At 66.0% G+C, this 25,657-nt stretch carries 22 protein-coding genes; 7 read left to right on the top strand and 15 right to left on the bottom strand.

Going from position 1 to position 25,657, the window contains the following annotated elements:
* Position 1: 1 nt before the first annotated feature.
* The 5 genes from hisC to mtnA all read right to left on the bottom strand — a co-directional run bounded on the left by hisC (position 2) and on the right by mtnA (position 7,453).
* The gene (gene hisC / locus BLQ74_RS02065) at positions 2-1,114 is read right to left on the bottom strand and encodes a histidinol-phosphate transaminase (protein ID WP_090260359.1); all 1,113 of its coding nucleotides are present in this window, start codon (positions 1,112-1,114) and stop codon (positions 2-4) included.
* 84 nt (positions 1,115-1,198) lie between these two features.
* Positions 1,199-2,296 carry a prephenate dehydratase gene (gene pheA, locus BLQ74_RS02060; RefSeq protein ID WP_090260357.1) on the bottom strand — a complete coding sequence of 366 codons (1,098 nt, stop codon included), beginning with the start codon at positions 2,294-2,296 and terminating at the stop codon, positions 1,199-1,201.
* Positions 2,296-3,381, bottom strand: coding sequence for a 3-phosphoserine/phosphohydroxythreonine transaminase (gene serC / locus BLQ74_RS02055; RefSeq protein ID WP_090260355.1), 1,086 nt, complete (start codon positions 3,379-3,381; stop codon positions 2,296-2,298). Before serC ends, pheA begins: the two co-directional genes overlap by 1 nt.
* Positions 3,382-3,396: 15 nt before the next feature.
* Positions 3,397-6,165 (bottom strand): DNA gyrase subunit A, encoded by a 2,769-nt coding sequence (gene gyrA, locus BLQ74_RS02050; protein WP_090260353.1) that lies wholly within the window; start codon positions 6,163-6,165, stop codon positions 3,397-3,399.
* Positions 6,166-6,376: 211 nt separating this feature from the next.
* Positions 6,377-7,453 carry an S-methyl-5-thioribose-1-phosphate isomerase gene (gene mtnA / locus BLQ74_RS02045; protein ID WP_090260351.1) on the bottom strand — a complete coding sequence of 359 codons (1,077 nt, stop codon included), beginning with the start codon at positions 7,451-7,453 and terminating at the stop codon, positions 6,377-6,379.
* Positions 7,454-7,616: 163 nt separating this feature from the next.
* On the opposite strand from mtnA, the gene BLQ74_RS02040 reads away from it, so the two are divergent.
* From BLQ74_RS02040 to BLQ74_RS02020, 5 genes are all read left to right on the top strand, one after another.
* A complete protein-coding gene (locus BLQ74_RS02040) occupies positions 7,617-8,942 on the top strand; it encodes a TRZ/ATZ family hydrolase (protein ID WP_090260348.1) in 1,326 nt (441 codons plus the stop codon).
* Positions 8,943-9,071: 129 nt separating this feature from the next.
* Positions 9,072-9,770: a bifunctional 2-polyprenyl-6-hydroxyphenol methylase/3-demethylubiquinol 3-O-methyltransferase UbiG gene (gene ubiG, locus BLQ74_RS02035; RefSeq protein WP_090260346.1), complete on the top strand. Its 699-nt coding sequence runs from the start codon at positions 9,072-9,074 to the stop codon at positions 9,768-9,770.
* Entirely contained in the window at positions 9,767-10,447 is a 681-nt protein-coding gene (mupP, locus tag BLQ74_RS02030; protein ID WP_090260344.1) for an N-acetylmuramic acid 6-phosphate phosphatase MupP, read from the top strand. The genes ubiG and mupP overlap by 4 nt, the downstream gene beginning before the upstream one ends.
* Positions 10,448-10,595: 148 nt before the next feature.
* Positions 10,596-11,339: a YciK family oxidoreductase gene (locus tag BLQ74_RS02025; protein WP_090260342.1), complete on the top strand. Its 744-nt coding sequence runs from the start codon at positions 10,596-10,598 to the stop codon at positions 11,337-11,339.
* A 249-nt stretch (positions 11,340-11,588) separates the two neighbouring features.
* Positions 11,589-12,515, top strand: coding sequence for a GGDEF domain-containing protein (locus BLQ74_RS02020; RefSeq protein WP_090260340.1), 927 nt, complete (start codon positions 11,589-11,591; stop codon positions 12,513-12,515).
* A gap of 256 nt (positions 12,516-12,771) precedes the next feature.
* Here the strand turns inward: BLQ74_RS02020 and rluB are convergent, their stop codons facing one another.
* On the bottom strand, positions 12,772-14,148 hold the full coding sequence (rluB, locus tag BLQ74_RS02015) for a 23S rRNA pseudouridine(2605) synthase RluB (RefSeq protein ID WP_090260338.1): 1,377 nt from the start codon (positions 14,146-14,148) through the stop codon (positions 12,772-12,774).
* A gap of 144 nt (positions 14,149-14,292) precedes the next feature.
* On the opposite strand from rluB, the gene BLQ74_RS02010 reads away from it, so the two are divergent.
* Complete coding sequence (locus tag BLQ74_RS02010) at positions 14,293-14,724, top strand: NUDIX hydrolase (protein WP_090260336.1); 432 nt, start codon at positions 14,293-14,295, stop codon at positions 14,722-14,724.
* 131 nt (positions 14,725-14,855) lie between these two features.
* On the opposite strand, the gene BLQ74_RS02005 is transcribed toward BLQ74_RS02010, so the two are convergent.
* Genes BLQ74_RS02005 through zwf form a run of 3 tightly spaced genes read right to left on the bottom strand, consistent with a single transcriptional unit; the run spans position 14,856 to position 17,701 of the window.
* Positions 14,856-15,509: a bifunctional 4-hydroxy-2-oxoglutarate aldolase/2-dehydro-3-deoxy-phosphogluconate aldolase gene (locus tag BLQ74_RS02005; protein WP_090260334.1), complete on the bottom strand. Its 654-nt coding sequence runs from the start codon at positions 15,507-15,509 to the stop codon at positions 14,856-14,858.
* 19 nt (positions 15,510-15,528) lie between these two features.
* Positions 15,529-16,245 (bottom strand): 6-phosphogluconolactonase, encoded by a 717-nt coding sequence (gene pgl / locus BLQ74_RS02000; RefSeq protein WP_090260332.1) that lies wholly within the window; start codon positions 16,243-16,245, stop codon positions 15,529-15,531.
* Positions 16,232-17,701, bottom strand: a complete 1,470-nt coding sequence (gene zwf, locus BLQ74_RS01995) for a glucose-6-phosphate dehydrogenase (RefSeq protein WP_090260329.1) — start codon at positions 17,699-17,701, stop codon at positions 16,232-16,234. Before zwf ends, pgl begins: the two co-directional genes overlap by 14 nt.
* A gap of 199 nt (positions 17,702-17,900) precedes the next feature.
* Between zwf and BLQ74_RS01990 the strand changes: the two genes are divergently transcribed.
* Positions 17,901-18,758 carry a MurR/RpiR family transcriptional regulator gene (locus tag BLQ74_RS01990; protein WP_090260327.1) on the top strand — a complete coding sequence of 286 codons (858 nt, stop codon included), beginning with the start codon at positions 17,901-17,903 and terminating at the stop codon, positions 18,756-18,758.
* 48 nt (positions 18,759-18,806) lie between these two features.
* Here the strand turns inward: BLQ74_RS01990 and BLQ74_RS01985 are convergent, their stop codons facing one another.
* The 6 genes from BLQ74_RS01985 to BLQ74_RS01960 form a co-directional block, all read right to left on the bottom strand.
* A complete protein-coding gene (locus BLQ74_RS01985) occupies positions 18,807-19,658 on the bottom strand; it encodes a D-hexose-6-phosphate mutarotase (protein ID WP_090260325.1) in 852 nt (283 codons plus the stop codon).
* 256 nt (positions 19,659-19,914) lie between these two features.
* On the bottom strand, positions 19,915-21,261 hold the full coding sequence (locus BLQ74_RS01980; protein WP_090260324.1) for a carbohydrate porin: 1,347 nt from the start codon (positions 21,259-21,261) through the stop codon (positions 19,915-19,917).
* A 55-nt stretch (positions 21,262-21,316) separates the two neighbouring features.
* A complete protein-coding gene (locus BLQ74_RS01975) occupies positions 21,317-22,474 on the bottom strand; it encodes an ABC transporter ATP-binding protein (RefSeq protein ID WP_090260322.1) in 1,158 nt (385 codons plus the stop codon).
* 30 nt (positions 22,475-22,504) lie between these two features.
* The gene (locus BLQ74_RS01970; RefSeq protein WP_090260320.1) at positions 22,505-23,350 is read right to left on the bottom strand and encodes a carbohydrate ABC transporter permease; all 846 of its coding nucleotides are present in this window, start codon (positions 23,348-23,350) and stop codon (positions 22,505-22,507) included.
* Positions 23,343-24,269: a carbohydrate ABC transporter permease gene (locus BLQ74_RS01965; protein WP_090260318.1), complete on the bottom strand. Its 927-nt coding sequence runs from the start codon at positions 24,267-24,269 to the stop codon at positions 23,343-23,345. The genes BLQ74_RS01970 and BLQ74_RS01965 overlap by 8 nt, the downstream gene beginning before the upstream one ends.
* Positions 24,270-24,371: 102 nt before the next feature.
* A complete protein-coding gene (locus BLQ74_RS01960) occupies positions 24,372-25,631 on the bottom strand; it encodes an ABC transporter substrate-binding protein (RefSeq protein WP_090260316.1) in 1,260 nt (419 codons plus the stop codon).
* Positions 25,632-25,657: the final 26 nt, after the last annotated feature.

Genomic DNA, 25,657 nt, shown 5'->3' with positions numbered 1-25,657 from the left:
ATCAGCCACGGGCGAGCACCTTGGCCAGCGCGTCGAGGAAGCGGGCATTCTCTTCCGGCAAGCCGATGGAGATGCGCAGGTGCTGGGGCATGCCGTAGCCAGCCACCGGCCGGACGATCACGCCTTCCGCCAGGAGCGCCTGGTAGACCGGGCCGGCGTCGCGCCGCAGGTCGACGGCCAGGAAGTTGCCTTTCGACGGAATCCAGGCCAGGCCCAGAGCACGCAGTCCGTCCTGCAACTGCTGCATACCGGCGTCATTGATGCGCTTGCCTTCAGCCAGGTACTCGGCATCGTCCAGCGCCGCACAGGCGGCCGCCAGGGCCAGGCTGTTGACGTTGAATGGCTGACGCACGCGATTCAGCACATCGGCGACTTGCGCCGAGGAAATCGCGTAGCCGACACGCAGCGAGGCCAGGCCATAGGCCTTGGAGAAGGTCCGCGAGACCAGCAGATTGGGATGTGCGGCCAGGTATTTCAGGCCATCGGGCAGCTCGTCGCCTTCGGCATACTCGATGTAGGCCTCGTCCAGCACCACCAGAACGTTTTCCGGGACACGGGCGAGGAAGCGCTCCAGGGCGTCAGGACCGAACCAGGTGCCGGTGGGGTTGTTCGGATTGGCGACGAACACCACGCGCGTGTTGCCATCGATGGCCGCCAACATGGCGTCCAGGTCATGCCCCCAGTCCTTGGCCGGCACCGCCCGCCCCTCGGCACCGACGGCCTGGGTGGAGATCGGGTAGACGGCGAAGGCGTACTGGCTGAATACCGCGTTCAGGCCCGGCGCGAGGTAGGCGCGCGCGACCAGATCGAGAATGTCGTTGGAGCCGTTACCCAGGGTCACCTGGGCGGTGGTCACGCCGCAGCGCGCCGCCAGCTTGCTCTTCAGCTCGAAGCCGTTGCCATCCGGATAGCGGGTCATTTCCGCCAGCTCGCCACGGATCGCCTCGAGCACCTTGGCGCTCGGGCCCAGCGGATTCTCGTTGCTGGCCAGCTTGACGATGTTCGCCGGGTCGAGGTTCAGCTCGCGCGCCAGTTCGTCGACCGGCTTGCCCGGCACGTAGGGCGAGAGTTTCTGTACACCCGGCTGGGCCAGGGCGAGGAAATCGCAACTCATAGAAAAGCCTCAAGCTTCAGGGCGCAAGCCACAAGCAAAGCCCCATCCCACTCGCGGCCTGAGGCTTGTCGCTCGCGACTGTGTTTACAGTACCGCCTTCGGATACGAACCTAGCACCTTGAGCGCCACGGATTCGCTGTTGATCTTCTCCAGCACGTCCTTGATCAGCGGATCCTTGTGGTGGCCGACGAAGTCGATGAAGAACACGTAGGTCCACTTGCCGCTGCGCGACGGACGCGTCTCGATGCGCGTCAGGTCGATGCCGTTGTTGTGGAACGGCACCAGCAGCTCGTGCAGGGCGCCCGGCTTGTTGCGCATGGAGACGATGATCGAGGTCTTGTCGTCGCCGGTCGGCGGCACTTCCTGGCTACCGATGATGAGGAAGCGCGTGGAGTTGTCGGGACGGTCCTCGATCTTCTCGTACAGCTTTTCCAGGCCATACAGGCTGGCCGCCATGTCGCCGGCGATGGCGGCCGAGTTCCACTCGCTCTTCACCCGCTTGGCCGCATCGGCATTGCTGGAGACCGCCACGCGCTCGACGTTCGGATAGTGCGCGTCGAGCCACTTGCGGCACTGCGCCAGGGACTGCGCATGGGAATAGATACGAGTGATATTGCTGGTCTTGGTGTTCTCGCCAACCAACAGGTGATGGTGGATGCGCAGCTCGACTTCGCCGCAGATCACCATGTCGTGCTCGAGGAAGCTGTCGAGGGTGTGGTTCACCGCGCCTTCGGTGGAGTTTTCCACCGGCACCACGCCGAAGTTCACCGCGCCAGCGGCGACCTCGCGGAACACCTCGTCAATCGCGGTCATCGGCGTGCTGATCACCGCGTGGCCGAAGTGCTTGAGCGCGGCCGCCTGGGTGAAGGTGCCCTCGGGGCCGAGATAGGCGACCTTGAGCGGCTGCTCCAGGGCCAGGCAGGAGGACATGATCTCGCGGAACAACCGCGCGATCTCTTCGTTGTCCAGCGGCCCCTTGTTCAGCTCCATGATGTGCTTGAGCACCCATGCTTCGCGCTCGGGGCGGTAGAACACCGGCTTCTCGCCTTCGGGCAGCGACTGCATCTTCACCCGTGCCACGTCCTGGGCGCAGCGCGCGCGCTCGCTGATCAGCTCGAGGATCTTCTCGTCGAGGCTGTCGATGCGGACACGCAACGCCTTGAGCTGGTCAGCGTCGCTCATCAGCCGTGCTCCTTCTCGAACTCGGCCATGTAGGCCACCAGCGCCTCGACGGCATCCAGACCCAGGGCGTTATAGATGGAGGCACGCATGCCGCCCACCGAACGGTGACCCTTGAGGTTGAGCAGACCGCGAGCCTCGGCACCGACGAGGAAGGCCTTGTCGAGCTTCTCGTCGGCCAGGCGGAACGGCACGTTCATCCAGGAGCGAGCGCTCGGCTGGATCGGGTTGGTGTAGAACTCGCTGGCGTCGATGGCCTTGTACAGCAGGTCTTTCTTCGCCCGGTTGCGCTTCTCCATGGCCTCGACGCCACCCTGATCCTTCAGCCACTGGAAAACCAGGCCGGAGAGGTACCAGGAATAGGTCGCCGGGGTGTTGTACATGGAGCCGTTGTCGGCAGCGATCTTGTAGTTGAGCATGGTCGGGCAGATGCTGCGGGCACGGCCCAGCAGATCCTCACGGACGATGACCACCACCAGCCCGGACGGGCCGATGTTCTTCTGCGCGCCGGCGTAGATCAGGCCGAAGCGGGAGACATCGATCGGCCGCGAGAGGATGTCCGAGGACATGTCCACCACCAGCGGCACGTCGCCAGCTTCCGGCACCCAGTCGAACTCCAGGCCACCGATGGTTTCGTTGGAGGCATAGTGCAGATAGGCGGCGCCCGGAGTCAGGTTCCACTCGTTCTGTCCGGGAATGGCGAAGTAGTCGTACTGGCTCGCGCTGGCGACCACGTTGACGTTGCCGAAACGGCGAGCCTCTTCGATGGCCTTCTTCGACCAGATGCCGGTCTCGACATAATCGGCCACGCCGTCTTCCGGCAGCAGGTTCAGCGGAATCTCGGCGAACTGCTGACTGGCGCCACCCTGGAGGAACAGCACCTTGTAGTTCGACGGGATGCTCAGCAGGTCACGCAGGTCCTGCTCGGCCTTCTCGGCGATGGCCACGTATTCGTCGCTACGGTGGCTCATCTCCATGACCGACAGACCCTTGCCCTGCCAATCGAGCAGTTCGTCCCGGGCGCGTTCCAGTACCTCGGTGGGAAGCGCCGCCGGACCGGCGCAGAAGTTATAGGCTCGCTTGCTCACATCTACTCTCGCTAATCAGTCTTCGCTGGCCTGCGGCTCTTCCGTCGCCGCGGCTTCGCTTGCTTGGGTGTCGTCCAGCTGTTCGTCGTCCAGCACCTCGCCTTCGATTACTTCATCGTCGGCCACGGAGGGCTCCTGGACGCGCTCCAGACCCACCAGGGTCTCGTCGGCGGCCAGCTTGATCAGAATCACGCCCTGGGTGTTGCGGCCCAGGCTGCGGACTTCGTCTACACGGGTGCGCACCAGGGTGCCCTGGTCGGAAATCAGCATGATTTCCTCGCCATCGAGAACCTGGATGGCACCGACCAGATTGCCGTTACGCTCGTTGATCACCATGGCGATCACACCCTGGCCGCCACGGCCACGGCGCGGGTAGTCAGCCAGCGGCGAACGCTTGCCGTAACCGCGTTCGGACGCCGTGAGGATCTGTGCGTCGCGCTCGGGGATCAGCATGGAGATGATGCGCTGGCCTTCGCCCAGACGCATGCCGCGCACGCCGCGGGCGGCACGGCCCATGATGCGCACCTTGCTTTCCTTGAAGCGCACCACCTTGCCGGCATCGGAGAACATCATCACGTCCTTCGAGCCGTCGGTGATGGCAGCGGCGATCAGCGAATCGCCCTCTTCCAGCTTCAGCGCGATCAGGCCGTTGGAGCGCGGCTTGGTGAACTGGATCAGCGGTGTCTTCTTCACGGTGCCCTTGGCGGTAGCCATGAAGATATAGGCGCCGGTCGGCTCGTCCTGGCTGAAGTCGGACTCGTCGCCCTCTTCCGCCTCTTCGACCTCGACCACTTCGGCGACCTGCTCGGCGACCACGTCATCGTCATCGCCCTCTTCACCGGCGAACTGCGCCCGCACGGCTTCCAGGTCGATCTGCAGCATCGCGGTGATGCGCTCGCCCTCGTCCAGCGGCAGCAGGTTCACCAGCGGACGGCCACGGGCGGTACGCGAAGCCTCGGGAATCTCGAAGGTGCGCAGCCAGTAGACCTTGCCCTTGCTGGAGAACAGCAGCAGGGTCGCGTGGCTGTTGGCGACCAGCAGGTGTTCGATGTAGTCCTCATCCTTGACGCCGCTCGCCGACTTGCCCTTGCCACCGCGACGCTGCGCCTCGTAGGCGGCCAGCGGCTGGGACTTGGCGTAGCCGCCGTGGGAAATGGTCACCACGCGCTCTTCTTCGGTGATCAGGTCGGCAATGGTCAGGTCCACCTGGGACGCGACGATCTCGGTACGGCGGGCGTCGCCGAACTCGGCCTTGACCTTCTCCAGCTCCTCGCGGATGACTTCCATCAGACGCTGCGGGTTGGTCAGGATGCGGATCAGTTCGCCGATCAGGTTGAGGATTTCCTGATACTCGGAGAGCAGCTTCTCGTGCTCCAGACCGGTCAGACGGTGCAGGCGCAATTCGAGGATGGCCTGGGCCTGTTCCGGCGACAGGTAATACTTGCCGTCGCGCAGACCGTACTGCGGGTCCAGGTCCTCGGGGCGGCAGGCATCGGCGCCGGCGCGCTCGACCATGACCTCCACGGCGCTGGATTCCCAGGCGGTGGCGATCAGGCGCTCCTTGGCTTCGGCCGGGGTCGGCGAGGCCTTGATCAGCTCGATCACCGGATCGATGTTCGACAGCGCGACCGCCTGGCCTTCAAGGATATGCCCGCGCTCACGGGCTTTGCGCAGCTCGAAGACGGTCCGCCGGGTCACCACTTCGCGACGGTGACGGACGAAGACTTCGAGCATGTCCTTGAGGTTCATCGTGCGCGGCTGGCCATCGACCAGGGCCACCACGTTGATACCGAAGACGCTCTGCAACTGGGTCTGGGCGTAGAGGTTGTTCAGCACCACCTCGCCGACTTCACCACGGCGCAGTTCGATGACCACGCGCATGCCGTCCTTGTCGGACTCGTCGCGCAGCTCGGTGATGCCCTCGATCTTCTTCTCTTTCACCAGCTCGGCGATCTTCTCGATCAAGCGCGCCTTGTTCAGCTGGTAGGGCAGCTCGGTGATGATGATCTGCTGGCGATTGCCGCCCTTTTCCATGTCCTCGATTTCGGCGCGGGCACGGATGTAGATGCGGCCACGGCCGGTACGGTATGCCTCGATGATGCCGGCACGACCGTTGATGATGCCGGCGGTCGGGAAGTCCGGGCCGGGGATGTACTGCATCAACTCGTCGACGGTCAGCTCGGGGTTGTCCATCAACGCCAGGCAGCCATCGATGACTTCACTGAGGTTGTGCGGCGGGATGTTGGTCGCCATGCCCACGGCGATACCGCTGGAACCGTTGACCAGCAGGTTGGGGATCTTGGTCGGCATGACTGCCGGGATCTGCTCGGTGCCGTCGTAGTTGGGCACCCAGTCGACGGTTTCCTTGTCCAGGTCGGCGAGCAGTTCATGGGCCAGCTTGGCCATGCGCACTTCGGTGTATCGCATGGCCGCGGCGTTGTCGCCGTCCACCGAACCGAAGTTGCCCTGGCCATCCACCAGCATGTAGCGCAGCGAGAAGGGCTGGGCCATGCGCACGATGGTGTCGTACACCGCGGTGTCGCCGTGCGGGTGGTATTTACCGATGACGTCACCGACCACACGGGCGGACTTCTTGTAGGGCTTGTTCCAGTCGTTGCCCAGCTCGCTCATGGCGTAGAGCACGCGGCGATGCACCGGCTTCAGGCCGTCGCGTGCATCGGGCAGGGCACGACCGACGATCACGCTCATGGCGTAATCGAGGTAGGACTGTCGGAGTTCGTCTTCGATGTTGACCGGGAGGATTTCTTTGGCCAGTTCGCCCATGAGAAGCCTGGTTCCTTTTTTCAGATGGAACTCCGCCTCGCCCATCCCGAGCCCGGCGGAGTGCGTCGGCGCTATCAAAACGCCACCGACTCACAACAAATCAACGACTTAGGTCAGTGATCCGCGCTACCGCGGGGGCTAAAAAAAGCCCCCCCGAAGAACCGTCGGAGATTACCACAAGCCTGCTTCAACGCCTAACCTCGGCAATGCCTCAGTGCAGGCGCTTGCGGCTCATCAACTGAGCCATGCGCTCGGCATCCGGACGCTCGACCACACCGCGCTCGGTCACGATAGCGTCGATCAGGTCCGCCGGCGTCACATCGAACACCGGGTTGTAGGCCTCCACCTCGGCCGCCACGCGCTTGCCGCCGATCTCCAGCAGCTCGCGACCGTCGCGCTCCTCGATGGGAATGTCCTCGCCGCTTTCCAGGCTCATGTCGATGGTCGAACTGGGCGCCACCACCATGAAACGCACACCATGGTGCATGGCGTTGACCGCCAACTGATAGGTACCGATCTTGTTCGCCACGTCGCCGTTGGCCGTGATGCGGTCGGCGCCAACGATCACCCAGGTGATGCTCTCGGTCTTCATCAGATGCGCCGCCGCGGCGTCGGCATTCAGGGTCACAGGCACGCCTTCGTTGGCCAGCTCCCAGGCGGTCAGGCGGGCGCCCTGCAGCCACGGACGGGTCTCATCGGCGTAGACGCGCTCGATCAGCCCCTCCAGGTGCGCCGCGCGGATCACCCCCAGGGCAGTGCCAAACCCGCCAGTGGCCAGGGCGCCGGTATTGCAATGGGTAAGGACCTTCTGCGGCCCGCTGTGCTGCTTGCGGATCAGCTCGACGCCGAGCTGAGCCATGGTCAGATTGGCCTCGCGATCGCTTTCGTGGATGGCGATGGCCTCGGCTTCGAGCACCTGCAGCGGATCGTCGGTCGGTTTCAGACGATCCAGGCGCTCGCGCATCCGATTCAGCGCCCAGAACAGATTGACCGCGGTCGGCCGCGACTCGGACAGCACATCGAAATCGTCCTCCAGCGCGGCGCGCCAGTCGCCGCCGGCAAGCAGGCGCGCACGCAGCCCGAGCACCAGGCCGTAGGCCGCGCTGATGCCGATGGCCGGCGCACCGCGCACCACCATCTGGCGAATCGCATCGGCCACGCCTTCGGCGCTGTCGTAGGACAGCCAGACTTCTTCCAGCGGCAGCAGGCGCTGGTCCAGCAACCGGAGGGTCCCGTTGCGCCAATCAATGGCCGTCACCCGCTCGGCCGCCAACAGTCGCTCACGCATGGAACACCTCTTCACTCGATTCAGGTTCAGGCCGCGCCATCGAAGTGGCCGAGCCGTGCAGAAACCGGGAAACACCCCGGGAAAACGGCCGAGTATAACGAGCCGGAGCCCATGACGCTCGGGTATACTGCCGCGCTCCCACCCAAGCGCCCAGGATGCGCCCATGCCCGAAGCCAAAGCCCCTCTCGACCTGCTTCTGCTGCCGACCTGGATCGTTCCGGTAGAACCCGCCGGCGTCGTCCTGCGCGACCACGCCCTGGGCATCCGCGAAGGCCGCATCGCCCTCCTCGCCCCGCGCAGCGAAGCCCTGCGCCATCCGGCCGCGGAAATCCGCGAACTGCCGGGCATGCTGCTCGCACCGGGCCTGATCAACGCCCACGGGCATGCCGCCATGAGTCTGTTCCGCGGCCTGGCCGACGATTTGCCGCTGATGACCTGGCTGCAAGAACACATCTGGCCGGCCGAGGCCAAGTGGGTCGACGAGGATTTCGTCCGTACCGGCGCCGAACTGGCCATCGCCGAGCAACTCAAGGGTGGCATCACCTGTTTCTCGGACATGTACTTCCACCCCAAGGTGACCTGCGCGGCGGTCCACGATGCTGGCATTCGCGCGCAGATCTGCGTGCCGGTGCTGAACTTCCCGATGCCCGGCGCGCGTGATGCCGAGGAAGCCATCCGCCAGGGCGTGGCGCTGCACGACGACCTCAAGCATCACCCACGCATCCGCGTCGCCTTCGGTCCGCACGCGCCCTACACGGTCAGCGACGACAAGCTGGAAAACGTGCTGATGCTCGCCGAGGAACTGGACGCCTGCATCCAGATGCATGTCCACGAGACCGCCTTCGAGGTACAGCAGGCGCTGGAGCAGAGCGGCGAACGCCCGCTGGCCCGCCTGCACCGCCTCGGCCTGCTGGGGCCGCGCTTCCAGGCCGTCCACATGACTCAGGTGAGCGACGAGGACCTGGCCTTGCTGGTGGAAACCAATACCTCGGTGATCCACTGCCCGGAATCCAACCTCAAGCTGGCCAGCGGCTTCTGCCCGGTGGAGCGCCTCTGGCAAGCCGGGGTCAATGTCGCCATCGGAACCGACGGCGCGGCCAGCAACAACGACCTCGACCTGCTCGGCGAAACCCGCACTGCGGCCTTGCTGGCCAAGGCCGTGGCCGGCCAGGCGACAGCCCTCGACGCCCACCGCGCACTGCGCATGGCCACCCTCAACGGCGCCCGCGCCCTGGGCCTGGAACAGGAAATCGGCTCGCTGGAAGTGGGCAAGGCCGCCGACCTGGTTGCCTTCGACCTCTCCGGGCTGGCTCAGCAGCCGGTGTACGAGCCGGTTTCGCAATTGATCTACGCCAGCGCTCGCGACTGCGTGCGTCATCTCTGGGTGGGTGGCAAGCAACTGCTCGACAGCGGTCGCCTGACGCGCCTGGACGAAGGCCGCCTGGCGGCGGCGGCAGGAGAATGGGGGCGGCGCATCGCCGGCGCCTGAATATCCCGACAGACAGGGGCGCGGCTGCGACAATCTGTCATGCGGCGCCCTATCGGGCGCACGAAGCTGGCATCATAGCCAGACTGTGCGCCCGCGTTTCCCAATGAAGATTCTGAACGAAGGTAAGCCATGAGCAACGTCGACCACGCCGAGATCGCCAAATTCGAGGCCCTCGCCCATCGCTGGTGGGACCGTGAGAGCGAATTCAAACCGCTGCACGACATCAACCCGCTGCGCGTCAACTGGATCGACGAGCGCGTCGGCCTGGCCGGCAAGAAGGTGCTCGACGTCGGCTGCGGCGGCGGCATCCTCAGCGAGGCGATGGCCCAGCGCGGCGCCAGCGTCCTCGGCATCGACATGGGCGAAGCGCCGCTGGCCGTGGCCCAACTGCATCAGTTGGAGTCCGGCGTACCGGTGGAATACCGGCGCATCACCGCCGAACAACTGGCCGAGGAAATGCCCGCCCAGTTCGATGTGGTGACCTGCCTGGAAATGCTCGAACACGTTCCCGACCCGGCCTCGGTGATCCGCGCCTGCTGCAGCATGGTCAAGCCCGGCGGCCAGGTGTTCTTCTCCACCATCAACCGCAATCCCAAGGCCTACCTGTTCGCCATCGTCGGCGCCGAATACGTGATGCGCCTGCTGCCGCGCGGCACCCACGACTTCAAGAAATTCATCCGCCCCTCGGAGCTCGGCGCCTGGTCGCGCGATGCCGGGCTGGCGGTCAAGGACATCGTCGGCCTGACCTACAACCCGCTGACCAAGCACTACAAGCTGAGCGATGACGTCGACGTCAACTACATGATCCAGACCCTTCGCGAGGAATGAAGCGGATGCAGCTCAGAGCGGTTCTCTTCGACATGGACGGCACCCTGCTGCACACCGCGCCGGACTTCGTTGCCGTCTGCCAGGCGATGCTCGGCGCCCACGGCCGTCCGGCGGTGGCCGAGCAGCGCATCGTCGACGTGGTGTCCGGCGGCGCCCGCGCCATGGTCGCCGCGGCCTTCGACATGGACCCGCAAGCCCCCGGCTTCGAAGACCTGCGCCAGGAGTTCCTCGACCGCTACCAGGATCACTGCGCGGTGTTCACCCGCCCCTACGACGGTATTCCCGAACTGCTGGAAAGCATCGAGAAAGCCCGGCTGATCTGGGGCGTGGTGACCAACAAGCCAGTACGCTTCGCCGAGCCGATGATGCAGCAACTGGGGCTGGCCGAACGCTCGGCGATCCTCATTTGCCCGGATCACGTGACGCGCAGCAAACCCGACCCGGAGCCCTTGCTGCTGGCCTGCGAACGGCTGGGCATCGACCCGGCGCAGGTGCTGTTCATCGGTGACGACCTGCGCGATATCGAGTCCGGTCGCGCCGCCGGCACCAAGACCGCGGCCGTGCGCTACGGCTACATCCACCCCGAGGACAACCCTGCCCACTGGGGTGCCGATGTGATCGTCGACCACCCGCTGGAACTGCTCGCCGTCCTCGACCGCGCGCTCTGCGGCTGCTGAGCGGCAAGCGGCAAGCGGCAAGCGGCAAGCGGCAAGCGGCAAGCGGCAAGCGGCAAGCGGCAGCCGCCAGTGTGCGCGGCCCACGGTTTTTTCCCAGCTTTTTCTTGAGGAGCGCCGCCTGAGGCGCGCCCCTGCGAAGGAGACCCTGATGTTTCAATATTCCGCCCGCCCCGACCTGCTCAAGGACCGGGTGATCCTGGTCACCGGCGCCGGCCGGGGCATCGGCGCCGCCGCCGCGCGGACCTTTGCCGCCCACGGCGCCACCGTGCTGCTGCTGGGCAAGTCCGAGGAAAACCTCAACGAGGTCTACGACCAGATCGAGGCCGCGGGACACCCGCAGCCGGCGGTCATCCCGTTCAACCTGGAAACCGCCCTGGCGCACCAGTACGACGAACTGGCGGCCACCCTGGAGAACGAGTTCGGCAAGATCGATGGCCTGCTGCACAACGCCTCGATCCTCGGCTTGCGCTCGCCGATCGAGCAGATCTCCGGGGATAACTTCATGCGCGTCATGCAGGTCAACGTCAACGCCATGTTCATGCTCACCAGCACCCTGCTGCCGCTGCTCAAGCTGGCCAGCGATGCCTCGGTGATCTTCACCTCCAGCAGCGTCGGACGTAAGGGCCGTGCCTACTGGGGCGCCTATGCGGTATCCAAGTTCGCCACCGAAGGCCTGATGCAGGTACTCGCCGACGAGTGCGACGGCACCAGCACGGTCCGCGCCAACAGCGTCAACCCCGGCGCCACCCGCACCGGCATGCGCGCCCACGCCTATCCGGGCGAGAACCCCTTCAACAATCCGCTACCCGACGACATCATGCCGGTCTACCTGTACCTGATGGGGCCGGACAGCATCGGCGTCAACGGCCAGGCCTTCAACGCCCAGGACTGACGCCAGCGCGAAGCGGCCACCCCGGCCGCTTCGCCGGTTTTCCGACCTCGCCCGCCCGCTCTCCCCCGATACCCACCAGGAAAGCGCCATCATTTTGGCATCTCGCTTCGCCAGCTATTCTTCCATCGATGGAACCAAGCCCGCGCCAGCCGGTCTCTTGCCAGGATCTGCAGAACTTTTCGCGGGTTGGCACGAAAATCGCTCAGCCCTTACTGTCGCCGTATTCCGCGCCAGAGGTTGCCTCGCGTCATGGCCCCGACCAAACCGTCCAACACCATCGATTTCGACTCCGCCAAACTCCAACGTCTGGGCCTTGGCGATAATCCCCTGCGCGGCAAGCGACAGATCAGTCTGGCCGACCTGCGCCGCCAACTGAGCACGCAGCTGCAGACCAGCCTCGAGGCCGACCGCATCCTCGCCCTGTTCTTCCGGGAAATTCAGGCACTGGTGCCACTGGACTACCTCAGCTACCAACACAGCGGAGCCGACCTGCGCCTGGAGTTCGGCGAATCCGCCAACCATTGCGCTGGCTACCGCCTGACCCATTCCGGCGAGTACCTGGGTGAACTCAGCTTCCGCCGTCGCCACCCGTTCAGCGAAACCGAACTCGGCCAACTGGAAAGCCTGATCGCCAGCCTGCTCTACCCGCTGCGCAACGCCCTGCTGTACCGCGCGGCGATCCAGACCGCCCTGCGCGACGCCCTGACCGGCACCGGCAACCGCATCGCCATGGACCAGGCAATGAGCCGCGAAGTGGAGCTGGCCCGGCGCAACCTGCAGCCGCTGTCGATCCTCATGCTCGACCTCGATCACTTCAAACGCATCAACGACGAGTTCGGCCATAGCAGCGGCGACGAAGCGCTGCGCGCCGTGGCCATGGCGATCAAGGCCAGCCTGCGCAATGTCGACATGGTGTTCCGCTTCGGCGGCGAGGAATTCCTCGTGCTGCTTTCCAACACCCCCGGCAGCAGCGCCATCCAGGTCGGCGAGCGCCTGCGCAACGCCGTGGAGGAACTGCCGTTCCTGATCGACGAAAAGCGCGTCCCACTGTCCATCAGCCTCGGCTGCGCCACGCTGATTCCCGGCGAGAGCGTCGACGACCTGCTGCACCGTGCCGACATGGCGCTGTATGCCGCCAAGCGCGACGGCCGCAATCGGCTCGCCTGCGCCAGCTGAGTCGGACTTAGAGCGCGCTCAGGCGCGCGTAGAGCTGGCCGACCTCCACCTGCAAAGCCCCGCCCCACCAGGCTCAGCAATACCGAGCAACAGCGCGACAAGCGCGCCCCGTCGAGCAACCGCTGGCGCCCAGCGGCAAGGCGAACGCCAGGCAGGCGACCAGGAGTGGATTCGCCAGTTGGCCGGCCGCTCCCCGGGAAGGTTTGCCAAGCCAATGAAAAAGGGGCCTTTCGGCCCCTTTTTCACATCGCTGCCCTCAGCGTTTGAAGCCCGGGCGCATACCGTCGCCGGCAGGCTGCGGGCGGCGCTTGACCACCGGCTTGCGCGCAACCGGCTTGCTCGGCCGCTCGTCGCGCTCGTCACGCGGCTTGGCCGGACGCTTGCGGTTCACATCGCTCGGACGCTCGGCCAGCGGTGCACCCTGCTGGCGATCAGCCGGACGCGGTGCGCGGGCCGGACGACCACCGGCAGAATCCTGACGCGGCGCGCGCGGTGCACGCCCCTCGCCAGCCTCGCCACGCGGGGCACGCGCCGGACGCTCAGCGGCCGGACGCGACGGACGCGGTGCGCGACCTTCGGCACCCTCGCCACGCGGTGCACGAACCGGACGCTCGCCGGCCGGACGCGGCGCACGACCTGCGGCGGCCTCGTCGCGCGAAGCGCGGGCCGGACGCTCGCTGGCACCAGGACGCGGTGCGCGGCGCGGGCGCTCGCCCTCGGCCTGTTCCTTGCGCGGGCCGCGATTGCGGCCGGCATCCGGACGCTCGCTGCGGGCCAGCGGCTTGGCCAGCTTGCGCTGCTGGCGTTCGAGCTTCTCCATGGCCTTGCCGGACAGGTTCGGCAGGGCCACCGGCTTGAGGCCGACTTCCTCGCTGAGGATGTCGATTTCGCGCTGATCCATCTCGCGCCAGCGCCCCATGGTCAGCTCGGAGGTGAGGAATACCGGGCCGAAGCGCACGCGCTTCAGACGGCTCACCACCACGCCCTGGGATTCCCACAGGCGGCGCACTTCACGGTTGCGGCCTTCCATCACCACCACGTGATACCAGTGGTTGAAGCCTTCGCCGCCGGGCGCTTCCTGAATGTCACTGAACTTGGCCGGACCGTCTTCCAGCATCACGCCGGTCTTCAGGCGTTCGATCATGGCTTCGTCGACTTCGCCACGCACACGCACCGCGTATTCGCGGTCCATCTCGTAGGACGGGTGCATCAGGCGGTTGGCCAGCTCACCGTCGGTGGTGAACAGCAGCAGGCCCGTGGTGTTGATGTCGAGGCGGCCGACATTGATCCAGCGGCCACTGCGCAGGCGCGGCAGGCGCTCGAACACGGTCGGGCGGCCTTCCGGGTCGTCGCGGGTGCAGACTTCGCCTTCCGGCTTGTTGTAAATCAGCACGCGGCGCACGTGCTCTTCGCTTTGCTCGCGCTTGAGCAGGCGATCGTCGACGGCGATGGCATCCTGGGCTTCAACGCGCTGGCCGAGGGTGGCGACCGCGCCATTCACCTTGACCCGACCTTCCTCGATCCAGGCCTCGACGTCGCGGCGCGAGCCAACGCCCATGCGGGCGAGGACTTTCTGCAGCTTTTCGCCGACGGGGATAGGGGTGAGTTCTGGGTTTTCGTGCGTGTCGTTCATCTGGGCACCTCCCGGTGTGTCATGCAACGAAGAAAAAGGTCGCGCATCATACGCGCTCGGGCACGGCAACGCACTGTCCGTGATCGCTAAAGCCTAGCCGCTTTTCCACGGGCCGCGCCGCGCCCTCATGCCACGAGGAATCCCATGGACGACGAATCCGCATTCACCGGCGCCAAACTGGCGCTGTTCCACGCCGGGCGCCTGGTGGTCTACCGCCGCGACGCCAAACCCGATATCCCCTACCCCGACTGCTGGGACTTCCCCGGCGGCGGCCGCGAGGGCGACGAGAGCCCCGCCGAATGCGCCCTGCGTGAACTGCAGGAGGAATTCGCCATCCGCCTGGGCGATGAACGCATCGAATGGCAGCGGTGCTACCGCAGCACCCACGGCCCGGCGCCCTGGGCCTGGTTCCTGGTGGCCCGCCTGACACCGGCGGAGTTCCGCGGCATCCGTTTCGGCGACGAAGGGCAGTACTGGCGGCTGATGGACGTGGCCGAGTACCTGAACCACCGACAGGCGGTGCCCTACCTGCAGGAGCGCCTGCGGCATTACCTCGACGCCAATGCCCGGCCCTAGGCTGGATCGAGTGCGCGCGGGACGGCCGGCGAGCGCTGGGCGTCGCCTCGTTCGGGGCCATCCGACGATGGCGTACCAGCCCGACATAAAAAAGCCCGGCGCGAGGGCCGGGCATGTCCATACGGGACAGCTCAGTGTGATTCGAGCAACGCCAGGGCCTCGCGCGACAGGCGCTCGACCGCGGCCCAGTCGCCGCTGGCCAGTGCGGCCTTGGGCAGCATCCAGCTGCCGCCGACGCACATCACGTTGTCCAGGCGGTAGTAATCGTTGAGGTTGTCCGGGCCGACGCCTCCGGTCGGGCAGAAACGCACCTCGGGGAACGGGCCGCCGAAGGCCTTGAGCGCTTCCACGCCACCACAGACCTTGGCCGGGAACAGCTTGAAGCGACGCAGGCCGTGGCGGTAGGCGGCCATGATCTCCGACGCGGTGGCGACGCCCGGCAGCAGCGGAATATCGCGTCCGACGGCGTACTGCAGCAATTCGTCGGTGCAACCGGGCGTGACGATGAACTGCGCGCCGGCCTCTTCGGCCTGGCGGAAGGTCTGCGGGTCGAGAATGGTGCCGGCGCCGACGCACAACTGCGGGCGCTGCTCTGCCAGCAGGCGGATGGCGGCCAGGCCCAGCGAGGTGCGCAGGGTCACTTCCAGAACCGTGATGCCACCGGCGGCCAGGGCATCGGCCATGGGCAGGATGTCGGCCTCGCGCTCGATGGTGATCACCGGCAGGATGCGCGCGCGCGCGGCAATGGCATCGATTCGCTGGATGTGTTGTTCAGGGCTGGTCATCTTGCAAAAACTCCGCGCCTCAAGGGCACCAGTGGATCGACAGGGGCGCACGCAGGAAGGCACGCACCGGCATGCGCTGCTCGTCATCGGCGGCGAGCGCGGCCTTCAGGGTGGCCAGCTTGCCATCGCCCTGAATCGCCAGCAGTTGCACCCGTGACGCGGCCAGCAGCGCGCGGCTCAGGGTCAGACGCTGACGCGGCACGCTCGGCGCCCAGGCCGGCAGGCAGCGGCGAGCGGACGCCGGGTCGAGCGCCTCGGGCAGCCCCGGGCTGGCAGGGAACAGCGAAGCGGTATGACCGTCGTCGCCCATGCCCAGCACCAGTACGTCGATGGGCAGCGGCAGCTCGCCGATCTGCCGATCGGCGATCGCTGCCGCCTCGTCCAGGCTGGCAGCGGCGTGATACAGGCCGCAGAACAGCGCATTGGCCGCCGCGCCCTTGAGCAGGTGGCGACGCACCAGGCCGGCATTGCTGTCCGGATGCGATTCCGGCACCCAGCGCTCGTCGGCCAGGGTCACGCTGACCCGGCTCCAGTCCAGCGCCTCGCCGCTCAGGGCCTCGAGGAAGGCCACCGGGCTACGTCCGCCGGAAACCGCCAGCAGCGCATGGCCCCGTTCGGCCAGCGCCGCGCGCAACTGTTCCGCCACCTGGGCGGCCAGGCCACGGGCCTGCGCCACCGGGCTTTCCCAGGCCGTCCAGCGCACGCCGGCCGGCAAATTCAGATCAATGGTCGCCATACCAGTCCCTCCCGTCTCGGGCGATCAATGCCACGGCCGCTTGCGGCCCCCAGGTTCCCGCCGGATACGGCTTGGGCGCATCGCCGAGACGCTCCCAACCGGCGATCAGGTGATCGCACCACTTCCAGGCGAACTCCACTTCGTCCTTGCGCACGAACAGGTACTGATTGCCCTGCATCACTTCCAGCAGCAGACGCTCGTAGGCGTCCGGCACCCGCGCGGCCTGGAAGGCTTCGGAGAAACTCAGTTGCAGCGGGCCGGTGCGCAATTGCATGCCCTTGCCCAGCCCCTGGTCCTTGGTCATCACTTGCAGCGAGATGCCTTCGTCCGGCTGCAGGCGGATGATCAGGCGGTTGCTGATCAGCGCGCGCTGTTCCGGCGCGAAGATGTAATGCGGCGGTTCCTTGAAGTGGATGACGATCTGCGACAGCTTCTGCGGCATGCGCTTGCCGGTGCGCAGATAGAAAGGCACGCCGGACCAGCGCCAGTTGCGGATGTCGACGCGCAGCGAGACGAAGGTCTCGGCGCCGCTCATCTGGTTGGCGTGTTCCTCTTCCAGGTAACCGGGCACCGCCTTGCCGTCGATGAAGCCGGCGGTGTACTGGCCGCGCACCACACGGCTGGCCAGTTGCTCCGGCGCGATGCGCTCGAGCGCGCGCAGCACCTTGACCTTCTCATCGCGGATGCTGTCGGCGGACAGATCGCTGGGCGGGTCCATGGCGATCAGGCAGAGCAGTTGCAGCAGGTGGTTCTGCACCATGTCGCGCAACTGGCCGGCCTGGTCGAAGTAGCCCCAGCGGCCTTCGATGCCGACCTTCTCGGCCACGGTGATCTCGACGTGGGAGATGTGATTCTGGTTCCACTGGGTCTCGAACAGGCTGTTGGCGAAGCGCAGGGCGATCAGGTTCTGCACCGTCTCCTTGCCCAGGTAATGGTCGATCCGGTAGATGCGGTTTTCCGGGAAGAAGCGCGCTACCGCCTCGTTGACTTCGCGCGAGGACTCCAGGTCGTGGCCGATGGGCTTCTCCAGGACCACCCGGGTACGCTCGGCCAGGCCGACGGCGGCGAGGTTCTCGCAGATACCGCCATAGACCGCCGCCGGGGTGGCGAAGTAGGCCACCAAGGGCAGCTCGTCAGGCACCGCGGCCTGCAAGGCGGCATAGGACTGGGCATCGAGGAAATCCATGCTCAGGTAGCTCAGGCGCTCGCGGAAGCGGCGCCACACCGGATCGTCCCACTCGCGCGCCGGCACGGCCAGGCGCAGGCGTTTCTCGATGACCGCCAGGTGTGCGCCGGCATCGCCATCCTCGCGCGCCAGGGCGAGGATGCGGGTCTCGCTGTGCAGCAGACCTTCGCGATCGAGTTGGTAGAGGGCGGGAATCAGCTTGCGCAGGGCGAGATCGCCGAGCGCGCCGAACAGCGCCAGGGTGCAAGGCAGAACGCGGACATCAGGCATTTGTTGTTACCAACCAAATATTGAGTAGTATTGAGCCATCCACGCCGTTATTAAGGCAAATATGTAGTAATTAAACAACATATTTTTCCCGGAACGCGGCACTGTTGGTCACCTGCCGACCTGACGTTAGGATAGCGCCGCTGGCCGCAGGCAAGACCGCGGCCGATCGACTGCCGTTTTGGCGCACCAAGGAGTTCGGATGAAGAACCTGCTGGAGCAGATCCAGTCCCGCCTGGAAGAACTGAACAAGGCGGAACGCAAAGTCGCCGAAGTGATACTGCAGAATCCGCAGCAGGCCACCCGCTTCAGCATCGCCGCGCTGGCCCAGGCCGCCGCCGTCAGCGAACCGACGGTGAACCGCTTCTGCCGTTCCTTCGACATGAGCGGCTACCCGGAGCTGAAGATCCAGTTGGCGCAGAGCCTGGCCAGCGGCGCGGCCTTCGTCACCCAGGCGGTCGCCGAGAACGACGGGCCGCAGGAATACACCCGGAAGATCTTCAGCAGCACCATCGCCTCGCTGGACAGTGCCTACAAACTGCTCGACCCGCGCGCGGTGGACCGCGCCGTGGACCTGCTGATCCAGGCGCGGCAGATCCACTTCTTCGGCCTCGGCGCGTCCAGTTCGGTGGCGCTCGACGCGCAGCACAAGTTCTTCCGCTTCAACCTGGCGGTGGCGGCGCAAAGCGATGTGCTGATGCAGCGGATGATCGCCTCGGTGGCGCACACCGGCGACCTCTTCGTGGTGATTTCCTACACCGGACGCACCCGCGAGCTGGTGGAGGTGGCGCGCCTGGCGCGGGAGAACGGCGCCTCGGTGCTCGGCCTGACCGCCGCCGGCTCGCCCCTGGCCCGCGCCTGCACCCTGACCCTGGATATCCCGCTGCCGGAAGACACCGACATTTATATGCCGATGACCTCGCGGATCATCCAACTGACCGTGCTCGACGTGCTGGCCACCGGCGTGACCCTGCGCCGCGGCGTGGACTTCCAGCCGCACCTGCGCAGGATCAAGGAAAGCCTGGTGCCGACGCGCTTCCAGCTGGACGAGGACGACTGAGCGAATTCGCCGGACGGAACACCCGCCCCGCCCAAGGCGATCTTGCCGTCACACCAGTCCGGCGTGCAGGCGCAGGCGCATGCGTTCGCCCTGGGCCAGGATCAGGCCACCCGGGCGGTAGCCGGCGGCGCCGACGCAGAGAAAGCGTTCCACTTCGCCCGGTTCCACCTGCTCCACCTGGCGGCTGCCCGGATGCCAGATGACGCTGCCGGCGGCGGCGTTCTTGTCGATCCGCAGGCGGCGCTGCCAGCCGGCATCCTCGATGACCAGCGACCCGGTGTTGTACAGCACCTGCTTCACCGCGCCGCGCGGCGTCCAAGTATTCGGCAGGCGCACGGCCGCGCGCCCGCCCTGTGCACTCTCCAACTCCATCCCGTGGACCAGGGTGCGGCGCAACGATGCGACCCGCCAGTAGGGTTGCAGGGCGAAGCTGAACAGACAGTCGCTGTCGTCCTCGTGGTAGCTGCACAACTCGATTTCCAGCTCGCGCCCCAGGCGGGCGTCGAGGCGGATGTGCCAATCCTCGATATCCAGTTGCCAGCTCACCACCACCTGGCTTTCATCGGCATGGGCATCCAGCAGGCGCCATTCGCGCTGGCGCGCCCAGCCATGCGGTGGCCAGTCGGTTTCGCTGGGATGGCTGCCGAACCAGGGCCAGCAGACCGGAATGCCGCCGCGAATCGGCGCCGTGCTCAACGCCGGCCATTCGCTGGCGCACCACAGCAGCGGGCGCTCGCCTTGCGGCTGGAAATGCAGGAGTTGCGCGCCCTGGCGGCTGAATACCGCCTGGCACAGGGGGTGATCGATCAGTAGCAGATCGCGGCGCTGGAAGCGCACCCAGTCGAATGGCCGCTTGGCCCGCATGGAATGAAAGAAACGCTGTAGCGGATGCTCAAGCATTGTCCGGATGTCCTAGCTCAATCCCTTCCCGGACACTCCGGGCATGACAGTTATGTAGTTTTACTACATGGCGCGAAAAAGGCCCAGATTCTACCCTGAAAAGTATAGAAACCCAGCGCCATGTGTGGATTTTTTCCTACAGATCAATAGGCTCCGACAGCGCCAGCCCCCCCCTGGACGCAGCCAACGAAAAAAGGCCCGTCGCGCGACGCGGACGGGCCGAAGGTGACAACCGCAGGAGAATGTCGCTGGGAAATCAGAAGCTCGTCTGGATCTTCAGGCCGGCGACCACGGCGTTATCCACCTCATAGACGCCGCCCGGATGCTTCACGTACTGCAGGTTCGGCCGCACGGTCAGCCAGTTGGTGACATGCACGCCGTAGTACAGCTCGGCGTCGTACTCGCTGTGCTGCACCGGCTGGTACAGCGGATTGGCGTAATCGTCGATGCCACTGACCGCGTTGCTCAACTGCTGGCGCTGGGTGACATCGTCGTTGATGTGGATACGCGCCAGGCCCAGGCCGATGTCGTCTTTCGGGCGGCCATCGAACAAGCCTTTGTAGACCAGGCCGACCTGCTGGTAGTTATCCACCGTATTGGTCGCCTGGTCGTGCACGGTGAAGTTGGCGAACAGGCTGAGCCCGCGCGCGGCGTCGCCGTTGTGCGCGGTGACCTGCTGCTGCGCCACCACCCACCAGCCGTGCTTGCTGCCGTGGGACTTGAAGTCCTTGCCGGTGAGCGGCTGTGGATCGCCATTGACGTCCTCGTAGACATCGTCGGCCTTGGCGCTGCTGTAGTAATAGCCCAGGCGGTATTCGCCGGGCAGTTGGCGGGCGCCGAGCTTGGGCTGCCAGACCACTTCCAGCGGCAGGATGGCACCCTTGGTGCCGCTGGTGTTGAGCTTGAAGCCGTTGCCGGTCTCCAGCTCCGAGGGGTTCTGCTCGAAGGCGCCGACCTGCACGAACCACTGCGGATCGATGTTGTACTTCACGCGCATCGCCCACTGGCTGACCGGCCAGTTGTACCAGATGCCGCCGACCCAGTTGCCCACCTGCGAGCCGCAGAAGGCCAGGTTCTGGAAGTCGCAGGGGAAGCTGTTGAAGTCCTCGCCCTCGCCGAAGCGGCCGAACTTCACGTCCAGCGCGCCGTCGAGGAACTGCTGCTTGTACCACATCTGGGTCAGACGCCAGGTCTGGCCGCGCCCCCAGACTTCCTGCACCGAGCTGAGCTGGCCGGCGCGCGGATCGCTGACGCGGTCATTCGACAGGTTGCGCCCGCTGCGCTCGGTTACGCTGAATTGGAACTCGGCGGCGTTCCAGCCGAGGATCTTCTGCAGATCGAGGTGAGTGCCCAGCGCCCACTGATCGGTGTAGCGCGCGGTCTTGTCGTTGTCGTAGCCACCGCCGAGGTTCGCCGCGGCCTCGCCGACGTAGTCCAGCTTGAAGTCGTAGCCCTTTTCCAGCAGCTCGGTGCGGCTGCCGCCCCAATCCCCCAAGCCCCAGCGGGAGTCGGCGGAAAAGGCCTCGTCGGCTTGCGCCAGGCCACTCAGCCCGGCAGCGCTCAGGGCAATCAGGCAAGCCATGATCTTGTTGTTCTTGTGCATGTACCGGCTCCTCGTCGATGTAGGCATAACAGGCAGTTCCATGGGTCTCGGGCAGTCAGTGTTTATGTCGCGCCAGCGGCGTCACCTTGGTCTCCCCCGTGCCGCCCGGCGCGGCGCGCAGGCGCTCGCCGCTCTGCGCGTCGAACAGCAGCACGCGCGCCGGATCGAGGCGCAGCTGCAGGGTCGCCCCCACCGCCGGCGCGGCGTCGGGCGCCAGGCGGCAGCAGACCTTGGCGCCGTTGAGGGTGACGAAGGCCAGGGTGTCCGGGCCGGTCGGTTCGATCACCTCGACTTCCGCGCGCACATCGCTCAGGCCATTGCTGCCGGCCTCGGCGATGACGATCTGCTCCGGGCGCAGGCCGAGGATCAGTTCGCGGCCCTCGGCGATCTCGTCGCCCAGGGCCAGCGGCAACTGGCAACGGTCCTGGCCGCTGTCCAGCAGACCGAGCAGTTGGCCGCCCTGACGCTGCACGCGCAGCGGGACGAAGTTCATCGGCGGCGAACCGATGAAGCTGGCGACGAACAGGTTCGCCGGGTCGTTGTAGATCTGCTGCGGGGTGCCGAACTGCTGGACGATGCCGTCCTTCATCACCGCGACCTTGTCGCCCAGGGTCATGGCCTCGATCTGGTCGTGGGTCACGTAGACGGTGGTGGTCTTCAGGCGCTGGTGCATCAACTTTATTTCGGTGCGCATCTCCACGCGCAGCTTGGCGTCGAGGTTCGACAGCGGTTCGTCGAACAGGTAGATCTTCGGTCGCCGCGCCAGCGCCCGGCCCATGGCCACGCGCTGCTGCTGGCCGCCGGAAAGCTGCGCGGGCTTGCGTTCGAGCAGGTGCTCGATCTGCAGCAGCTTGGCGACCCGCGCCACCTCTTCATCGATGGCGGCCCGGGGCATCTTGCGGATCTTCAGGCCGAAGGCGATGTTCTCGCGCACGCTCATGGTCGGGTACAGCGCGTAGGACTGGAACACCATGGCGATGTCGCGATCCTTCGGGCTCATGCCACTGATGTCCTGGCCATCGACCAGGATACCGCCGCCGGTGACGTCCTCCAGGCCGGCGATGCAGTTCATCAGGGTGGATTTGCCGCAGCCGGACGGGCCGACCAGGATGAGAAATTCGCCGGAGTCGATCGACAGGTCGATCGACTTGAGGGTGTCCGCCAGGCCGTTGCCGTAGGACTTGTGCAGGTTGCGCAGTTCGAGTGTTGCCATGTCATCTCTCCAACGGGTAGCGCAACGCGCTTAACCTTTCACCGCGCCGGCTGTCAGCCCGCGCACGAAGTACTTGCCGGCCAGTACGTAGACCACCAGCGTGGGCAGCGCGGCGATCATCGCCGCGGCCATGTCGACGTTGTATTCCTTGACCCCGGTGCTGATGTTCACCAGGTTGTTCAGCGCCACCGTGATCGGCTGCGCGTCACCGCTGGCGAACACCACGCCGAAGAGGAAGTCGTTCCAGATCTGGGTGAACTGCCAGATCAGGCAGACCATCACGATCGGCGTGGACATCGGCATGAGGATGCGCAGGAAGATGGTGAAGAAGCCGGCGCCGTCGAGCCGTGCGGCCTTCACCAGGGCGTCCGGGATGGTCACGAAGTAGTTGCGGAAGAACAGCGTGGTGAAGGCCAGGCCATAGATGCAGTGGACGATCACCAGGCCGCTGGTGGTATTGGCCAGGCCGAGCTTGCCGAGGGTGAAGGACATCGGCAGGAGGATCACCTGGAACGGCAGGAAGCAGCCGAACAGCAGCGCGCCGAAGAACAGCTGCGAGCCGCGGAAGCGCCACATGGACAGCACATAGCCGTTCATGGCGCCGATGAAGGTGGAGATCAGCACGCCCGGCACGGTGATGCGCACCGAGTTCCAGAAGTAGTCGCCGACCGCGCCCCAGGCTTTGACCCAGCCGATCAGGGTGAACGCCTCGGGCAGCGCCAGCAGGTTGCTGTTGCGGATGTCCTCGGGGCTTTTGAAGCTGGTCAGCAGCATGACCAGCAGCGGGATCACGTACAGTGCCACGGCGCCCCAGAGGGTGGCGTGGACCGCCAGGCGGCTGAGGCTGATGGCGGGTTTGAAAGTGGCTTCACGCATGGCGTTTGCCTCGCAGTTCGGAGTACAGGTAAGGCACCACGATGGCCAGCACGGCGCCGAGCATGAGCATGGCGCTGGCCGCGCCCAGGCCCATCTGGCCACGGGTGAAGGTGTGCGCGTACATGAACATCGCCGGCAGGTCCGAGGAGTAGCCGGGGCCGCCGGCGGTCATCGCGGCGACCAGGTCGAAGCTCTTGATGGCGATGTGCGCGAGGATCATCAGGGCGCTGAAGAACACCGGGCGCAGGCTCGGCAGGATGATCCGCAGGTAGATGGTCGGCAGGCTCGCGCCATCGACCTGGGCGGCCCGCACGATCGCCGGATCGACGCCGCGCAGGCCAGCGAGGAACAGCGCCATGACGAAGCCCGAGGCCTGCCACACGGCGGCGATCACCAGGCAGTAGACGACGCGGTCGGGGTTCACCAGCCAGTCGAAGCGGAAGCCGCTCCAGCCCCAGTCGCGCAGCAGCTTGTCCAGGCCCAGGCCGGGGTTGAGCAGCCACTTCCAGGCCGTGCCGGTGACGATCATCGACAGCGCCATGGGGTACAGGTAGACGGTGCGGATGAAACCTTCGCGGCGGATGCGCTGGTCCAGCAGTACGGCGAGGAACACCCCGAGCAGCAGGCAGATGAGGATGAACAGCGCACCGAAGAGCAGCAGGTTCTTGCTCGCCACCCACCAGCGGTCGTTGTCCCACAGGCGCAGGTACTGACTGAGCCCGGCCCAGGAGTAGCTGGGCATGAAACGCGAGTTGGTGAAGGACAACAGCAGCGTCCAGCCGATGTAGCCGTACACGCAGACCAGCACCACGAGCATGCTCGGGGCCAGCACCAGTTTCGGCAGCCAGCGCTGCAAGCCATCGAGCAGCGACGCGCGCGCGGCCGCCACCGGGATTGGGGTCGGGGATTGAATCGCCATGGGCTTTCTCACATGCGAGTGGAGCCGTCCGGGCCATGCGAGTGGCCCGGCGTGGATCGGCTGGGAGTCACGCGGCGCCTGGCGGAAGGCGCCGCCCGCGGCTTATTGCGCCGCCGCCTCGATCGCCGCGTAGAGCTGCTGGGCAGCCTTTTGCGGGTCCGCCGAGGGATCGTTGAAGAAGTTGGTCACCACATCGAAGATGGCGCCCTGCACATAGCTGGAGGCCGCCATGCTGTGGGCCATGCTCGGCACCAGGTTGCCGCTGGCCGAGGCCGCCTTGAAGTCCTTCATCGACTGCTGGGCGCAGGCGTCGAAGGGCGACATGTCGGCATCCAGGCGTACCGGGATGGAGCCCTTGGCGAGGTTGAAGTCCTTCTGGAAGGCCGGGTCGAGCACCGCGCGCGCCAGGTCCTCCTGAGCCTTGCGGTTCTCCGCGTTGTTCAGCTTGAACATCACCAGGGAGTCGATGTTGTAGTCGAAGTCCTGCTGCGTGCCGGGGAACGGCAGGCACTGGTAGTCCTTGCCCGCCACCTTGCCGGCGGCGGTGAACTCGCTCTTCGCCCAGTCGCCCATGATCTGCATGCCGGCCTTGCCGTTGATGACCATGCTGGTGGCGACGTTCCACTCACGCCCGGCGGCGTCGGCGTCCATGTAGCCACGCAGTTTTTTCAGCGCGGCGAATACCTCGACCATCGGCGCCCCGGTCAGGGTCGCCTTGTCCTGCTCGACGAAGGCCTTGCGATAGCCTTCCGGGCCCATCTTGCTGAGCACCAGGTTCTCGAACAGGGTGCCGTCCTGCCACGGCTGGCTGCCGTGGGCCAGGGCCACGAAGCCGGCGGCCTTGAGCTTGTCGGCGGCGGCGAAGAACTCGTCCAGGGTGGTCGGCGGCGTGGCGCCGGCCTTCTTGAACACCTCCGGGTTGATGTACAGCCAGTTGACCCGGTGCACGTTGACCGGCACGGCGACGTATTCACCCTTGTACTTCATGACCTGCGCCACCTGCGGCGGCAGCAGTTGGTCCCACTTGCCCTCGGCGGCGACCGCGTTGAGGTCGGCGAGCAGGCCGAGCTGGCCCCACTCCTGGATATCCGGCCCCTTGATCTGCGCGGCGGCCGGCGGATTGCCGGACACGGCACGGGTCTTGAGCACGGTCATGGCCGCTTCACCGCCGCCACCGGCGACGGCGAAATCCTTCCAGGTGTGGCCCTTGGCCTGGACCAGCTTCTTCAGGGTTTCCGCGGCGCGCGCTTCGCCAGGCGACGTCCACCAGTGCAGCACTTCGACTTCACCGGCATGGGCCAACGGGGAGAGACAGAACGAGGACAGACAGACAGCGACAGAAAGGCGGCGGAGCGCATTCATCGGGGAGGACCTTTTCTTGTTATTCG

This window comes from Pseudomonas panipatensis (assembly GCF_900099785.1).
Lineage (GTDB): Bacteria > Pseudomonadota > Gammaproteobacteria > Pseudomonadales > Pseudomonadaceae > Pseudomonas > Pseudomonas panipatensis.
This window is presented reverse-complemented; position numbering and strand designations above follow the sequence as displayed.

Excerpts from the sequence above, each read along its gene's own strand:
- hisC (WP_090260359.1), bottom strand. The coding sequence starts at position 1,114 with ATGAGTTGCGATTTCCTCGCCCTGGCCCAGCCGGGTGTACAGAAACTC.
- pheA (WP_090260357.1), bottom strand. The coding sequence starts at position 2,296 with ATGAGCGACGCTGACCAGCTCAAGGCGTTGCGTGTCCGCATCGACAGC.
- gyrA (WP_090260353.1), bottom strand. The coding sequence starts at position 6,165 with ATGGGCGAACTGGCCAAAGAAATCCTCCCGGTCAACATCGAAGACGAA.
- mtnA (WP_090260351.1), bottom strand. The coding sequence starts at position 7,453 with ATGCGTGAGCGACTGTTGGCGGCCGAGCGGGTGACGGCCATTGATTGG.
- BLQ74_RS02040 (WP_090260348.1), top strand. The coding sequence starts at position 7,617 with ATGCCCGAAGCCAAAGCCCCTCTCGACCTGCTTCTGCTGCCGACCTGG.
- ubiG (WP_090260346.1), top strand. The coding sequence starts at position 9,072 with ATGAGCAACGTCGACCACGCCGAGATCGCCAAATTCGAGGCCCTCGCC.
- mupP (WP_090260344.1), top strand. The coding sequence starts at position 9,767 with ATGAAGCGGATGCAGCTCAGAGCGGTTCTCTTCGACATGGACGGCACC.
- BLQ74_RS02025 (WP_090260342.1), top strand. The coding sequence starts at position 10,596 with ATGTTTCAATATTCCGCCCGCCCCGACCTGCTCAAGGACCGGGTGATC.
- BLQ74_RS02020 (WP_090260340.1), top strand. The coding sequence starts at position 11,589 with ATGGCCCCGACCAAACCGTCCAACACCATCGATTTCGACTCCGCCAAA.
- rluB (WP_090260338.1), bottom strand. The coding sequence starts at position 14,148 with ATGAACGACACGCACGAAAACCCAGAACTCACCCCTATCCCCGTCGGC.
- BLQ74_RS02010 (WP_090260336.1), top strand. The coding sequence starts at position 14,293 with ATGGACGACGAATCCGCATTCACCGGCGCCAAACTGGCGCTGTTCCAC.
- BLQ74_RS02005 (WP_090260334.1), bottom strand. The coding sequence starts at position 15,509 with ATGACCAGCCCTGAACAACACATCCAGCGAATCGATGCCATTGCCGCG.
- pgl (WP_090260332.1), bottom strand. The coding sequence starts at position 16,245 with ATGGCGACCATTGATCTGAATTTGCCGGCCGGCGTGCGCTGGACGGCC.
- zwf (WP_090260329.1), bottom strand. The coding sequence starts at position 17,701 with ATGCCTGATGTCCGCGTTCTGCCTTGCACCCTGGCGCTGTTCGGCGCG.
- BLQ74_RS01990 (WP_090260327.1), top strand. The coding sequence starts at position 17,901 with ATGAAGAACCTGCTGGAGCAGATCCAGTCCCGCCTGGAAGAACTGAAC.
- BLQ74_RS01985 (WP_090260325.1), bottom strand. The coding sequence starts at position 19,658 with ATGCTTGAGCATCCGCTACAGCGTTTCTTTCATTCCATGCGGGCCAAG.
- BLQ74_RS01980 (WP_090260324.1), bottom strand. The coding sequence starts at position 21,261 with ATGCACAAGAACAACAAGATCATGGCTTGCCTGATTGCCCTGAGCGCT.
- BLQ74_RS01975 (WP_090260322.1), bottom strand. The coding sequence starts at position 22,474 with ATGGCAACACTCGAACTGCGCAACCTGCACAAGTCCTACGGCAACGGC.
- BLQ74_RS01970 (WP_090260320.1), bottom strand. The coding sequence starts at position 23,350 with ATGCGTGAAGCCACTTTCAAACCCGCCATCAGCCTCAGCCGCCTGGCG.
- BLQ74_RS01965 (WP_090260318.1), bottom strand. The coding sequence starts at position 24,269 with ATGGCGATTCAATCCCCGACCCCAATCCCGGTGGCGGCCGCGCGCGCG.
- BLQ74_RS01960 (WP_090260316.1), bottom strand. The coding sequence starts at position 25,631 with ATGAATGCGCTCCGCCGCCTTTCTGTCGCTGTCTGTCTGTCCTCGTTC.